The 15,842-nt window shown below is 39.8% G+C and carries 9 protein-coding genes; 2 read left to right on the top strand and 7 right to left on the bottom strand.

Features of this window, described 5'->3' with window-relative positions:
* Positions 1 to 14 precede the first annotated feature (14 nt).
* The 6 genes from R2Q94_RS08965 to R2Q94_RS08940 are packed head-to-tail and all read right to left on the bottom strand — an operon-like array spanning position 15 to position 11,537.
* On the bottom strand, positions 15 to 2,408 hold the full coding sequence (locus tag R2Q94_RS08965) for an ABC transporter permease (RefSeq protein WP_316821124.1): 2,394 nt from the start codon (positions 2,406 to 2,408) through the stop codon (positions 15 to 17).
* A gap of 14 nt (positions 2,409 to 2,422) precedes the next feature.
* Positions 2,423 to 4,810, bottom strand: coding sequence for an ABC transporter permease (locus R2Q94_RS08960; protein ID WP_316821123.1), 2,388 nt, complete (start codon positions 4,808 to 4,810; stop codon positions 2,423 to 2,425).
* A gap of 17 nt (positions 4,811 to 4,827) precedes the next feature.
* Positions 4,828 to 7,191 carry an ABC transporter permease gene (locus tag R2Q94_RS08955; RefSeq protein WP_316821122.1) on the bottom strand — a complete coding sequence of 788 codons (2,364 nt, stop codon included), beginning with the start codon at positions 7,189 to 7,191 and terminating at the stop codon, positions 4,828 to 4,830.
* 18 nt (positions 7,192 to 7,209) lie between these two features.
* Complete coding sequence (locus R2Q94_RS08950) at positions 7,210 to 9,561, bottom strand: ABC transporter permease (RefSeq protein ID WP_316821121.1); 2,352 nt, start codon at positions 9,559 to 9,561, stop codon at positions 7,210 to 7,212.
* A 14-nt stretch (positions 9,562 to 9,575) separates the two neighbouring features.
* A complete protein-coding gene (locus R2Q94_RS08945; RefSeq protein ID WP_316821120.1) occupies positions 9,576 to 10,274 on the bottom strand; it encodes an ABC transporter ATP-binding protein in 699 nt (232 codons plus the stop codon).
* A gap of 18 nt (positions 10,275 to 10,292) precedes the next feature.
* A complete protein-coding gene (locus R2Q94_RS08940) occupies positions 10,293 to 11,537 on the bottom strand; it encodes an efflux RND transporter periplasmic adaptor subunit (RefSeq protein WP_316821119.1) in 1,245 nt (414 codons plus the stop codon).
* Positions 11,538 to 11,778: 241 nt separating this feature from the next.
* Here R2Q94_RS08940 and R2Q94_RS08935 point away from each other — a divergent pair, with 241 nt between their 5' ends.
* Both R2Q94_RS08935 and R2Q94_RS08930 read left to right on the top strand, forming a co-directional pair.
* Positions 11,779 to 13,149, top strand: coding sequence for a sigma-54 dependent transcriptional regulator (locus R2Q94_RS08935; RefSeq protein WP_316821118.1), 1,371 nt, complete (start codon positions 11,779 to 11,781; stop codon positions 13,147 to 13,149).
* Complete coding sequence (locus R2Q94_RS08930; RefSeq protein WP_316821117.1) at positions 13,146 to 14,507, top strand: sensor histidine kinase; 1,362 nt, start codon at positions 13,146 to 13,148, stop codon at positions 14,505 to 14,507. Before R2Q94_RS08935 ends, R2Q94_RS08930 begins: the two co-directional genes overlap by 4 nt.
* 63 nt (positions 14,508 to 14,570) lie before the next feature.
* Here the strand turns inward: R2Q94_RS08930 and R2Q94_RS08925 are convergent, their stop codons facing one another.
* A complete protein-coding gene (locus tag R2Q94_RS08925; RefSeq protein ID WP_316821116.1) occupies positions 14,571 to 15,842 on the bottom strand; it encodes a glucose-1-phosphate adenylyltransferase in 1,272 nt (423 codons plus the stop codon).

Here is a 15,842-nt window from a genome sequence, read left to right as displayed (position 1 = left end):
TAAAATTTGTGTTTTTATTCATATTTAAGCGCATCAATTGGGTTCGTTTTTGCCGCTTTTAAAGAGCGTAAGGTCACCGTAATCAAAGTAATGAGCACAGACAAAACCATCGCCAGTAAAAACGGCCAGACACTCAGACTAGTCCTGTACGCAAAGCCATTCAACCATTTTGAGGTTAGAATGTAAGCCAGTGGCCATGCGATCAAATTAGCAATGAGTACCATATAAAGGAAAGAACGATTCAACATTTTCACCAGCTCCATGGTAGAAGCGCCGAGCACTTTTCTGATGGCTATTTCTCTGGTTTTTTGGGTAGCGATAAAAGAAACCAGTCCAAATAATCCTATAAAGGAAATGAAAATGATAACTCCTGCAAATACTTTAAAAAGCACACCCATTACCTGCTCGGTTCTGTAAAAGCTTTCAATGGTCTGATCCATAAACTCCAGTTCGTAAACATGATCAGGGAAAGTAGCATTCCATAACTGTTCTACCTGACTCATCGTTTTACTAAGCTCTTTTGGATCCAGCTTTATCGCGATAGAATTATACCTATTCCAGCTGCTAAAGATCGCCAATGGAGATATCGCTTCCTTAAGGGAATTGTTATTGAAATCTTTAACCACCCCCACAATAGGCGCTTCAATGCCGGTAACACTCAGGCGTTTTCCGATGGCATCCTGCGGCCGCAGCACATTTAGCTTTTTCAATAAAGTTTCATTGATCACATATTCCTTAACGGTATCACTTTTGGACAATCCCCGTCCGGCCAGAAGGCTCATATTAAAGGTTTTCAGGTAATTTTCATCTGCTGCTTTAATATTCAATTGAAACTGTTCATCTTTTCCGCGATGATCATAAGAAAAGTTCACTTCCAAATTGCTATTCGACAAAGGCGCGCCATTGAAATAAGTGCTCTGCGCAATACCGGGAAACTTCATCAGTCTTTCTCTAAAACCAGCCAGTTTAGTCAGGTTCAGACTGTCGGATGGGACATCAACCACTGCTACCGATTGATGATCAAAACCCAGCGATTTCTCCCTCATAAATTCCATTTGCCGAACAACAACGAGTGTAGCGATAATCAGCACCGCAGTAATGGAAAACTGAACCACTACCAGGGTTTTTCTTAAACCTATACCTCCGGCATTCGCTGCACTGATTTTATTTTTAATCGCCAGCGCCGGACTAAATCCGGAAATTACAAATGCAGGATAAAGTCCAGCCATAAAGCTCACGAATACCACCAATAACAACATGAAGATGAAAATCGCCGGCTCAGCGAAAAGCTGGAAAGACACCTTTTCCCTCATCAGTTGTTCCATTCCTGGAATGGCCAGTTCTGTAATCACACAAGCCAGCAATAAGGCAATAACGGTAATCAGGGTCGTCTCGCTTAAAAACTGCCAGATCAATTGTCCACGTCTACTGCCCATTACTTTACGTACTCCCACTTCTTTTGAACGGCTGATGGCCTGTGCTGTGGCCAGATTGATAAAATTGATACAGGCAGTAATCAATAGAAAAAGACCGATCAATCCTAAACCTGCCAGTTCTTTATAGGATATGGTGCTGTACCTGAAATTCCCGAAGCGTCCATCATGGTGCACCTCCGACAATGGTTGAAAAATATGCTGCTCTTTTCCAGGCCCTTTATCTACATAATATTTGTCAATAAACTTTTTTAATGGCTGATCAAGATCAGCAGTACTTGCCCCCGGTTTTAACAGGACATAACATTCGGATCTGTTGCTGACCTGTCCCCATGCCTTTGAATCTTTTTCAGGAAATGAGGCATAAGAGGCGACCAGATTGAAGGGAAAGTTAGTATTCTGCGGAAAATCTTTATACACAGCAGTGATCTTAAAATCAGTTTTCTGATCAAGATTCACACTTTTACCGATGGCATTCTGCCAGGATCCAAAATATTCAATGGCCGATTTTTCTGATAATGCCATCGTTCCGGGAGCAGATAATGCCTGCTCAGGTTTTCCAGATAGCCATTCTATATGGAAAATTTTGAAGAACTGTGGTTCCACATAAAAAACAGCTTCCTTTCTTTTGACATCCTTATTTTCCGGTCCGCCTTTAACTAAAACTACACCACCACTACTGCGTACGGCCGCGACCTCTTCAAATTGTGAAAAATCAGTTCGCATTGCGGGAGCCAGAGGAATTGGTACACCGCTGGTATAGAAATCGCCATCAGAAAAAGTCCAGGAAGAGACCACACGATAAATACGATCCTTGTTATCATAACTAGTATCAAAGCTCAACTGGAACTTTAAAAACAGAAAGATCAACAGACAACTGGCCAGCCCGACAGACAATCCAATCACATTAATAGCGGTATAACCTTTATACTTCCAAAGATTCCGAATTGCAATTTTAAGGTTCAGTTTAAACATAGCTTGAATATTTATTATTCATATTTTAAAGCATCAACAGGGTTCAGTTTCATCGCATTTCTTGCCTGAAAACTCACGGTTAAAACCGTCAGCAATACACTGAGGAATCCGGCCGCAACAAATGGAAACATAGGCAGTTCAATTCGATAAGCAAAAGTATCCAGCCATCTCTGTGCAGTGATATAGGCAATTGGCCAGCCGATCAGATTCGCCAGGAATACCATTCTAATAAAGAAAGAGTTGAGCAATCTGAGGATATTAAAATCTGTAGCCCCTAATACCTTTCTGATAGAAATTTCTTTTATTCTACTGTTGATGGTAAAGGCAGAAAAGGCAAAAAGACCCATTAAAGCGATGAAAATAGTGAGCATGGCCGCAGCATAAAAAACCGATTGCAACTGTTCCTGTTTATGAAATAAACGACCATATAGTTCGTCCATGAATTCGTATCTAAAATCATCCCCATCCATTTTATTCAGGTTACTCCAGTCTGATTTTAAAGTAGCCAACACACCTGCCATGCGATCAGGGTCAATATTCATCATCAATTTCATTTTACCATTTGCACAGGCACTTTTAACCGCATATACGGTAGGCTCTACTGCAGCTTCAAAGCCCTGCATTTTCGCATCTTTCACCACTCCCACAATATGATAATCCATATCACATCCGCGAATGGTCTTTCCTACCGGGTGTCTGAGGCCATAGGCAGCAGCAGCAGATTCGTTGAGTACAATTCCGTTTTCAGCATCCGCTGGAAAACTTTTGGAGAAGAAACGGCCAGCTTTGAGCTTCATTCCCAGGGTCTCAAAATAATCGAAATCTATATGGACGATGTCCATGCCCAGATTTTCCCCCTCCATTGTATAATCCACCCGGCCCGGACGGGAACCATCCGGAACATCGGATGCCACAGTAAAAGAATTAACTCCCGGAATTTCCAGGATTCTTGATTTCATATTTTCAAAATAACCCCGGTCAAACCAAACCATGTTTTTAATGTAAACCACTTGCCCGGCTTTAAAACCTGTATCTTCTGTCCGCATGTATTTCAGCTGACTACTCACAATCAATAATCCAGCTATGAAAACAATAGCCACAGTAAACTGAGTCACCAATAAAGCGTTCCTCAACCAAAGGGTTTTAAAACTGGTTTGTAAATTTCCTTTTAACACGGATACCGGTTTAAAGCCTGACAAGACTAAGGCCGGGTAAACACCGGAAATTAAAGTAATGATCAGCAAGACCAATGGAAGTTGCCAGATCAATTCATAATTGCCTTTCCACAATGAAAATGACACATTAAAAGAATCATTGAAAAACGGCAGAAAGACCTCTGCAAGTATCACTGCAATTAACAGTGCAACCAGACATTGCATTAAAATCTCTATCAGAAACTGAAAAATCAGACTCCGGCGATAGGCACCCAAAACCTTTTTCACGCCTACTTCTTTTGCTCTCTTATTGGTTTGGGCAATCGTCAGGTTAGTAAAATTAATACAGGCAATAACCATTACCAGAATAGTGAGCACAGACAAAGCCATCACAATTTTATAATTGGTATTATTCCCTGCAATAGGTCGCAAATGCAGATGATCTAAAGGATCTAAAAAGATTTCAGGCGCTGCTTTTTTTAATTCATCATTATCCTTCAGGTTATTGCTGCTCAAACCTTCTTTTTTCAGCTCTTCTCTAAATACTGCATTCACTTTTTGCTGCAAAAGACCGATATCAGTACCTGCTTTAACTTGAACATATGTAAAGTAATTAAAAGCGCTGGGTTCCTGGTTTTTCCCTGCATCTTCTGTAACGATTAAAGCATCGAAAACCAAATTGGAATGTGCTGTATTATGGTTCACAATTCCTGAGATATCGGCATATTGCAAGGCTGTTTTTGGTCCTATAGCTACTTTGACTGGAAATACAGGTGTTTTTTTTGGAAACATAGCCGAGGCAATTTCTTTCGGCATATATAGATTCAAGGCCTCTCCCTGCGGTTTCAGGAGTCCACCTTCGATCTCCATATTGAACATTTTAGCCAGACTGTAATCCACAGTCATTACATCTTTTAGGTACACCCTGGCCTCATTGCTATGAAGGGCAAATTCAAAATCAGTTTTTCTGCTTCTGCCTACACTTTCAATTTCTGGTATTGCGTCTTTCAATGCTTTTGCGAGAGATAAAGAAGTGAAGGTGGTTTTACGATCTTGTAAAACTCTCCCAACCTGATATATCTGTTTATAATTCGGAACATTGTGGTCAAAACTGGTTTCGAAACGCACATAGATCGCCACCAAAATAAAGGCTGCTAAAGCAACGGCTAGTCCGCCAATATTTATAGCTGTATATACCTTATTTCTCCAAAGGTTGCGCAGTGCGATTTTAAGGTTGAGTCTGAACATCGTTTGTAGGTTTAGGTTTATTCGTATTTAAGGGCATCAACAGGGTTTGCTTTTGCCACTTTCATTGACTGTATGCTGACTGTAAATAAGGCAATCAGCAATGACAGGATGATTGCAATCGCAAAAGGGATCAGAGAAATCTCTACGTGGAACTCATATTTGGAAAGCCATTTATTAATCATGATATAAGCCAGCGGAAAAGCGATGAGATTGGCAATAGCCACCAACTTCACAAAATCTTTATTCAGTAAGGTCAGGATATTCAAGCTACTTGCACCTAATACTTTTCGGATACTAATTTCTTTTTTACGTTGTTCAGCCATGTACAAACTCAGTCCTAGTAAGCCCAGGCAAGAAATAAATATGGCAAAGCCTCCAAACCAATTGGCAAGTATGCCCATCAGCTTTTCATTATTGAATTTCGATTCAAAGCGTTCAGACACAAAAGTAACTGCAACCGGATAATCGGGATTAATTTCTTTCAGCATTGCCTGCACTTTTGAGACTGCGGTGCTGAGATTTTGACTCGAATCCAGGCGCATAGCCATCACCCCGTCCGTATCTATTCCTTTCCCTATCACCATCGGCGCAGTACTATGATAAGGGGACTCCATCACAAAATCTTTCATGACACCAATTACGGTAAATTGGTCTTCTCCCCAGGTAATAATTGAGCCTACTGGTTTCTTGAGCCCCATTGTTTTCACTGCAGCTTCATTGATCACCAGACTGGTCGAGTCTACAAAATTGTGGGAGAAATCTCTACCTTCCAGTATGCGTCCTCCAAGGGTCGCTGCAAAATCTTCATAAGCATACCTAAAATTGAACAAGATATTTTCATTCGGATTTTTACCCGACCAGCTTATAGAAGTCGTATTATTTCCACCTAAGGTTAAACTCCGGCTAAAAGTACTCACATGACTTACCAGACCGGTTTTCAACAACCTTTCCCGAAATAATTCTATTTTGGAACGGTCCTTTAGCACACCTTCTATCGGAATTTCTATCAATCCATTTTTATCGTAACCAATTGGTTTATTTTTGATAAAAATCAGTTGCTGGTAAATCACAGCAGTACCTACGATCAAACAGGAGGCAAATACAAATTGAAACACCACCAATACCTTCCTTATCGATAGAGATGTTCCTCCAGCTCTGCTGAAGCCCTTTAACACTTTCACCGGTTCAAAAGATGACAGGTAAAAAGCAGGGTAACTACCCGCAATTAATCCTGTAAAAATGGTCAGACCAAACAATACCAGCCAGAAGTTCCAATCCGTATAATTGATGGTCAGGGTTACATTTAAAAGGTTATTAAAATAAGGAAGACTAAATTCTATAAGTATAAAAGCGACCATCATTCCTAGTAAGGCCAGTAATACCGATTCCAGAATAAACTGGCTAATCAGTGTTTTTCTGGAGGCACCAATTGCCTTTCTCACTCCTACTTCTTTTGCTCTCTTTTCAGACCTTGCAGTAGAAAGATTCATAAAATTGATGCAGGCAATCAGTAAAATACAAAAAGCCAGAATAAAGTAAATTCTAAGCATATCTATCTTACCGCCAACAGATTTACCATTTTCGAACTGATCATATAAATGCCATTTGGCAAAAGGATGAATAATTGCGACATTATCATTGTCTTTCTGATTTCTCCCATAAATGCCATGAATCGCCTTGCTTACCTTATCAAAAGCACTATTGTCTTTTAATTGAACTACGGTTAAACAGAAATTGCTTCCCCATCCGGCATTTTTAGTCCAGGTATTTAATTTCTCATAGAACTCCCAGGACAAAAGGTAATCAAACTGAATACTGCTTGTTTCCGGTACATCTTCAATCACCCCTTCTACTGTCAGGAGATCTTTGCCTGCAAGTTTTACCGTTTTATTTAAAGGCTCTTCGTTTCCGAATAAAATCTTAGCCAGTTTTTCGCTGAGAATGATTCCGTTCGGAGATTTTAAAGCCTGATCTTTATTTCCTTTTATAAATTTATAATCAAAGATTTTCAGAAAAGAAGGATCAGTAAAAATCCCCCTCTTTTTAAAGGATTTATCTTCCTTTGTAATCAGGTATTCAGCAGGATAGGTAGAATGGGAAGCAAAAGCGACACCTGGTATGGTTTCTCTTAGCTCATCTGCCAGGACACCAGGTGTCCAGGCGTAACTTATAATATTATTTGCATTCTTCTGATTACTATATACGACATAGGTACGATCATAACCTGAGCTATGTTTATCGTAACTCCATTCATAGGCTACGTACAATAATAAAAGCATACAGCTAGCCAAACCTATTGCAAGGCCTCCTACATTAATCAGCGTATACCCTTTGTTCTTCCAAAGGTTACGTAAGGCAATTTTTAAATTAAGTCTAAACATTATCTTTTAGGTTGAGGTTTATTCGTATTTAAGTGCGTCAACAGGTTTTGCATTTGCGGTTTTATAAGCTTGAATACTCACGGTCAGAATGGTAACAATTACAGAGATGCACATCGCTGCCAGAAATGGCCAGAGGGTGATCGTACTTCGATAGGCAAAACCTGAGAGCCAGATACTGGCAAGTATATAGGCAATTGGAATGGCAACGGCATTAGCCAAAACCACCAACACTAGAAATGTCTTATTGATCAACTTTAAGATATCTGTCGTTTCTGCACCCAGCACTTTTCTTACCCCAATTTCTTTGCTACGTTCCTGAACGGTAAAGGAAGCAAGTGCCAATAAACCCAACAGAGCAAGAGCAAGCGTCACATAAGTGAATACATTAAAAATCTTATCAAGCCTCACATACTGTACGTACACATTGGCAAAAGTCTGATCCAGCCAGGTATATTGAAATGGAAAAGGTTCCACAGATTGCCAAAGCGCTTTAATTTCGGATATCGTTTGCTGGGTATGCTCGCCATTCAATTTTATAATCACCTGATTCGCAGCATTTGATGTTTTACCTTCTATCCTAAAAGCAATTGGTTCAGCAGCGTGTTCCATCCCCTTTTGAATATGGTCTTTTACTACACCAACAATTAATCTGTCCTCAAACCATTTCTTGCCAATCAGATTTCGAAGACCATACTTTTTAACTGCAGCCTCATTCACGACTAATGATGAACTATCAGTTTTATATTGATTGGAGAAAACCCTTCCAACTACGGGCGGCATCCCCATTACATCGAAATAATCAAAGTCTACCGTAACCACACTCAGATTCACAATAGACTGGCCATTAAAGTCCCTTTCTATCACCTGCATATCTTTTACTCCCGGATAATAATTCACCCTGCTTACCCCCTTAACCCCATCAATTTTTAATAACCGATCTTTTACCTGTTGAAAGTTCGTCCTGGTATCTCCCTTTCTAATTTTAAACACCAGCAAATGGTCATTTTTAAAGCCCAAATCCTGATTTTTTATATAAGTCACCTGTTGTTTAATGACCATCAATGAGATGATAAAAACAATGGCGACTACAAATTGTACAGAAATCAATGCTTTACGCATCCATAAACTACCAGTACCTCTTGAAAAATTACCTTTCAGTACTTTTACAGGCTCATAGCTCGATAAAAAGAAAGCTGCGTACCCTCCAGAAAGAACGATGACCAACACCATCAGCAAACCAATCTGCAAGGTCAACTGACCTGGATTATTGTAAGTAAACAAGGAGATATTGATCTCCATTAAACGGTTCATTAATGGTAAAGACACTTCTGCAAATACTAAGGCTAATAATAAAGCCAACAAACATTGAATTGTCGTTTCCGTTAGAAAGTAGGTAATCAGATTACTTTTTGCTGCACCTAATACCTTTCGGATTCCAGTTTCCTTTGCCCTTTTTACAGACTGAGCGATGGCTAGATTTGTGAAATTAATACAGGCAATAATGAGTAATAAGGAAGCAAATAAAACCAAAATGGTTACCATTGTCGCATTCCCTCTTTTTACCGGATCCTGTAAACTAGTGGCATGGAGATAGACATCTGTTACTGGTAAAGTGATCAACCTGGCCTTTTGCAAGTCGGTATCTTTTTTTACCATCGGTAATTTTTGAAATGCTGCATTTAGTTTTTGACTCAATGTATTCGGATCTGTACCTGGTTTGACTTTCAGATACGCGTAAAAATTACTATTGTTCCAACCGTCACCTTTTGAAGATTTCCTGATAAAACCTTGTTGCTCTATATGCTCCGGTGTGTTTGGCAATTCATAAACACCACTTACCGTATATCTTTTATCGGTATTGATCATTATCGACTGACCCACCGGATTAGCTTTTCCAAAGATCTTCTCACTGATTGGCTGGCTCAACACAATTTGATCATTCGATAAAATTGCTGACTTCGCATCTCCATAAATGAATTTATAAGGAAATAAATTAAACCAATTGCTGTCTACCCCAAGAATGTGGTCAACATACATTTCTTTTGAACCGGAAGTCAATAGTCGTTGATAACTATCCCAAACGTAAAAACGCCCATAGTCCACGATTTCCGGAATAATTTCCTTTAACGCGGGTGCTAATTCGGCTGGACTTGAAGAATATTCATCCTGATCAGCTCCCCATTTAATAGAAAGACGATAAACGTTTTTTGCCTCAGGATTCCAGGTATCATAACTTTTTTCCAGGTTTGCATATAAAAGAATGATGATATAACCAGCAAGTCCGACTGATAATCCAAAAATATTCAATAAAGTATATCCCTTGTTTTTCCAAAGGTTGCGCAAAGCGATTTTTAGGTTGAGTCTAAACATCTGAGGTAGTTGTGTTAAATTAATTCTTCAGTGCGGGCCTTATTTATTTTCTCCGAGATCACATGACCATCTTTTAAATTGATGATGCGATTAGAGAAACTGGCATCATGGGAAGAGTGGGTCACCATGACAATCGTCGTTCCTGTTTCATTCAATTCGCATAGTAATTCCATAACCTCATTACCATGAGAACTATCCAGGTTACCAGTAGGCTCATCGGCAAGTACCAGCTTCGGTTTGGTGACTAAAGCTCGGGCTACTGCCACACGCTGCTGCTGCCCACCGGAAAGTTGCTGAGGAAAGTGTCCGCTCCTGTTTACAATGTTCATCCTTTCAATGATTTCATTCACCAGACGCTTGCGCTCTGCTGCGGCTACTTTATTATAGATCAATGGCAACTCAATATTTTCAAAAACAGTCAGTTCATCAATCAGGTTAAAGTTTTGAAAAACAAAACCCATGTTACGTTTTCTGAAATTAGAACGCTCTTTATCATTCAGTTTCAACAATTCTGTATCGATGAATTTATAGCTTCCACTTTCCGGTTTATCCAATAAGCCCATTACATTTAAGAGAGTGGATTTCCCACATCCGGATGGCCCCATAATGGAAACAAACTCCCCTTCTTTTACATGTAAGTTGATTCCATTTAAAGCGGTGGTTTCAATTTCTTCCGTTTTGTATACTTTTTCCAGGTTTTCAATTTTTATCATGGCTATATTTTTTTCAGGTTATTTACTTACTTCTACAATATCGTACTGATTGAACTGATCGTAAGAAGAGGTAATCACTTCTTCTCCCTTTTGCAATCCTTCCAATACTTCATAATACTTATGGTTTTTACGACCGATTTTCACATTTCTCTTCGTCGCTTTTCCATCTTTCAGGACAAATACCCAGGTACCTCCGGTACTTTGGAAAAACTGCCCTTGTGCAATCAGCAATGACTTACTGTTGTCAGATAGGGTAAGTTTCACTTGCATTGAAAGTCCCCTTCTTAAGTCCTCCGGCGATTTGCCCTCAAATACCATCTCTACCTGAAACTGTCCGGCAGTTACCTCTGGAATTACTTTTCTCACCACCAGTTTATAGGTGTTCCCGTTAAATTCTACACTTGCTGTCTGCCCTTCCTTGACTCTGTTCACATAATATTCGTCTACGCTGGCCTGCAATTTATAGCCCTGTAAAACATCAATTTTACCAAGCATTTCATTCGGACTATAAGACTTACCTATAACCGGATCGTAAGAGGAGAGACGACCGGCTACAGGTGCCTTAATAGTCATATTTTCTATATTTTGTCGGATAGTTTCCAGGCTTTCATTCATTCTGCCAATAGAGACATCAATCTGTTTCAACTGCATCACCCTACCTTCATTCTCTTGTCTGATGGCTTTTCTCAAAATCCCCCTTCTTCCCTGATAATATTCATAATCCTGACTGGAAGTATTGAATTCTTCCCTGGTAATCACACTTTTCTTGAATAATGCGCTATCAATTTTATACTTACGGGTGGCGGTTCTCAGTTTATCTTCAATGTCCATCATATCTTGACCCATGATTCGTTGATTTTGCTCGAGATCCAATCTCAATTTTCTCAATTGATTGATTTGCTCAGTGATGCTGGTCTCGCTGGAGGTATAATTAGATAAAGCATTTGGATTTGCGATCCTCAATAAAGGAGTTCCCTTCACTACAGATGCGCCATTTTCGGTAAAGATCTCTGCCACTGTTCCTCCTTCAGGAGAACTCACAATTACTGAAGTTAAAGGGACTACACTCGCATTCAACAATACCACATCTTCGAAATCACCGAAAGTTACCTGGTTAATGGTCAACTTTTCTGCATCTGCCTTGTAAACTTTGTTTAATGATAAACTATACCCATATGCTACCAGTCCCACTAAAACAACCACTCCTACAATAGTTAATATCGTTTTCTTATTGAATCTTTTTTTCTCTATGATCTTATCCATTTTTGAATTGCGCTTATTGCTGAGCCTTAAGCCAAGGCTGTGCCAATCGGCATAAAAACTTTTATAACCCTAATTATCAACTACTTAAATCTTATCTCAATTAAAAACCGTTCATAATCGGACAGTAGCTGTACAGCATCGGACAGTTTCTTATATTTTTGGGTAATAAAGAGGTAAGGAAGGAATCTATCGATTCCAATGGCGGGTCAGGAAATATAGAAAAGCTTAAATTCATACCATAATGATAGATGCCCATGTTTTAGTAATTGATGATGATGACGACATCTTACTCAGTGCCAGGTTATTCTTAAAACAACATTTCAGTCAGGTGATTACCTGTAAATCACCTAAAGAAATCAATGTACTACTGAGTCATAATGAGGTAGACCTGATTTTACTGGATATGAATTATCAAAAAGGGGCTAGTGATGGGCGCGAAGGTTTATATTGGCTGGAGCACATCCTGTCTATCGATAAGGATTATGTCGTGATCCTGATGACGGCCTATGGAAATGTAGAGCTGGCTGTTCAGGCCATCAAGAAAGGTGCAACAGATTTTATTCTTAAGCCATGGGAAAATGAGAAATTGTTTGCCACACTTTCTGCTGCCTCCCGATTGAGACAGTCCAACAAAAAAGTGAAGAAACTGGAAAAAATCCATTCCTCTTTGCAAAAAGACCAAGCCAGACAATTTGAGCATATCGTTGGAAATTCAGCCCCGATTAAACACTTACAAAATACATTGATCAAGGTGGCTCCCACTGATGCCAATGTCTTGATATTGGGCGAGAATGGGACAGGAAAACAAGTGTTCGCTTACGAACTCCACAAACATTCTTTAAGGAAAAACGCAATCTTCATGCATGTAGACCTGGGTTCACTCCATGAAAATCTATTTGAAAGTGAGCTTTTTGGATATGCGAAAGGTGCTTTTACAGATGCAAAAGAAGATAAACCTGGCAGATTTGAGCTCGCTGAAGGAGGAACCATATTTCTGGATGAGATCGGGAATTTATCACCAGCATTACAGGCAAAACTATTGAGCGTGCTCCAAAATAGAACGGTGACCCGTCTGGGAGAAAGTAAAGAGCGAAAAGTAAATGTGCGATTAATTACCGCAACCAATATGCCTTTAAATGAAATGGTGGCCAAAGGTAGCTTCCGCCAGGATTTACTCTTCCGCATCAATACGGTAGAATTGTTATTACCAGCACTTGCGCAACGTGGCGAAGACATTACCCTTCTGGCCAATCATTTCTTAAATAGCTTCAGTACTAAATACCATAAAAACCTTTATAAATTTGAAGCAAAAGCGGAAAGTATGCTGCTTACTTACCACTGGCCAGGAAATGTCCGGGAACTACAGCACGTCGTTGAACGTGCTGTAATTATGGCCGATGGCATGGAAATCTCGGCCCATGATTTACAGCTGAGTCCACAGAAATTTGGTGGCAGCAACACCATTCAATCAGAAATGGGCTTAGAAGAAATGGAAAAACTAATGGTTCAAAAAGCCATTGATAAACACAAAGGAAATATTTCCAGGGCAGCACTGGAATTAGGACTTACCCGCGCCGCACTTTATCGACGTATTGAAAAGTTTGACCTATGATCTTTTACAACCGATTCACCTTCCGTCTGCTCTGCCGTCTGGTTTTAATTAATATCCTGGGTATCCTGTTGTATCAACTGATCAGGAATACCGAACTCTGGTTTACCATTTCCGGTCTGGTCATTCTTTTGATCGCTGCATTGATGAACCTGTATTTCTACATCAACCAGATCAGAGAAGACATCAAACGCTTTATTCTGGCAGTCAAAACGAAAGATAGTACCCTAAATTTCAGAAATAAAGCCATTAAAGGTAGTTTTCCTGAGCTTTATGAATCCTTCAATGACATTATACAGTCGCAAAAAGATATGCAGCTGGAGAAGGATTCCATGTTTCAGCTGATCAAAACCATACTGGAACAAGTACCTGTAGGGGTAATTGTGATCAAGGACAATGAAGGGGATCCCAAACAAGCAGAAATTGTGTTTTTTAACCAGGCTGCAACCAGTCTATTAGGCATTCCTGCTTATAAATACTGGCACAGACTGGCATTACACAGTCCACAGTTTGCTAAAGAAATTGAGAATATTGGCAAAGGTGGTAAGCGTTTTATGGAGTTAAAAGTCCAGGATAAACTGATCCAGCTATCCACAGAAGTCATACCGCTGAACCTTTACTTAACAGATTATACCATCATTTCCTTCCAGAATATTAAAGATGAGATCGAACAAAAAGAATCTGAAGCCTGGAACCGCCTGATTGGTGTGATCTCTCATGAGATCCTGAATTCTATTACTCCGATCAGCTCTTTATCGGACACTGTAAACAGTATGATTGCAGATAAAGCATCGCTGAATCAGGAGGACCTTGAGGATTTAAAACCAGCCATAAAAACGATCAAAAGACGGTCAGAAGGACTATTGGATTTCGTAAAAGACTACCGTCTGATTGCAGAATTGCCTACTCCTGATCTGGAATACCATACCATCGGAGAAATCCTGCAACACATTAAAGTACTGATGCAACCTTTCGCCAATGGCAAAAACATCATGCTTAAAGTAGAGCAGACTTCCTCAAAGATCACCATCCAAATAGACTTGAAACTGGTAGAACAGGCTTTGATCAATCTGGTCACCAATAGTATTTATGCTTTGGAAGGGGTGGAACACCCGATCATTGAGATTAACTATCGATTGGATCAGAATAAACTGTATCTGGAAGTAAGCGACAATGGAAAGGGAATTGATTCAGAACTGATTGAGAAGATTTTTGTCCCCTTCTTTACCACGCGGAAAAACGGATCTGGAATCGGACTCACCATCACCAGGAACATTATGAAAATGCATCATGGGAACCTGGAGGTCAACTCTATTCCTTTTGAAAAAACCATATTTTCATTGGTCTTCAGGTATCAATAAAATCAGGCATAAAAAAGCAGCTGTAAGAAAATGCAGCTGCTTTTTTTTTACTTTAAAATATGCTTAAATCACGGTACCATCAGGAATTACCGCTCCTTTTTTCACTACGACAATACCATCTTTGACAGTATATAAAGGATGATCACTATCGGGAAGATGAGCACCACCAATAATTTGCACATCATTACCTACCCTGCAATTTTTATCCAGAATGGCATTGGTAATGGTACAGTTGTCGCCAATTCCGATCCAGGCTTTCTTATTAAGCAGATCCCTTTCCAAATCGTCCAGTGTCTGATATTTATCACTGCCCATAATGTAACAACTATCAATCGTGGTGCCCTTACCAATTCTTGCACGAATACCAATCACCGAATGCTTGATACATTTGGCATGTAAAATACAACCTTCTGCAATAATGGTTTTATCCAGCGTGGTGCCTAATATTTTAGATGGCGGCAACATACGCGCACGGGTAAAAATGCTATGCTTACTGTCAAAAAGATTGAATTTTGGCAGATCATCTGTGAGTCCTAAATTGGCTTCAAAGAAAGAAGAAATGTTTCCGATATCTGTCCAGTATCCTTCATATTGATAACTCAATACATGATTTGATTGTAATAATCTCGGAATAATTTCCTTTCCAAAATCTTTCTCCTCTGCATTATCTGCAAAAATTTTGATCAGCAGCTCTCTGTTGAAGATATAAATCCCCATAGAGGCCAGATGTTCTCGTCCTTCCGCACGCATCTCTTCACCGGTATCAGAAGTCCAGTCGTTCAGCAATTCCGCTGCGGGCTTTTCAATAAAAGAGGTAATGATGTTATCAGAATTGGTTTTCAGAATACCAAAATCGGTAGCTTCTTTTGCAGTTACCGGAATAGTAGCCAGGGTAATTTGCACACCACTTGCAATATGGGCATTTACCATTTCATTGAAATCCATTTGATAAAGCTGATCGCCGGATAAGATCAGTACATATTCAAACTCATGGTTCAGTAAATGGTGCATAACTTGTCTGACAGCATCCGCAGTTCCCTGAAACCAGGTTGGATTATCAGGAGTTTGTTCTGCCGCCAGGATATCCACAAAAGCAGCACTAAAATGGCTGAAATGATAGGTATTCTTAATGTGTTTGTTTAGCGATGCAGAGTTGAACTGAGTGAGCACAAACATTCGGTGAATCCCCGAATTCAAGCAGTTAGAAATCGGAATATCCACCAATCTGTATTTTCCTGCGATAGGAACAGCAGGCTTGGAGCGCGTTTGTGTTAGTGGGGAAAGCCTTGATCCCTGGCCACCACCGAGGATGACGCCTAATACTTTATCAGTCAT

This window comes from Pedobacter gandavensis (assembly GCF_032678465.1).
GTDB classification, from domain to species: Bacteria; Bacteroidota; Bacteroidia; order Sphingobacteriales; family Sphingobacteriaceae; genus Pedobacter; species Pedobacter gandavensis_B.
Note: the sequence above shows the minus strand (reverse complement) of the source record. Positions and strands in the feature narration are given on the sequence as shown.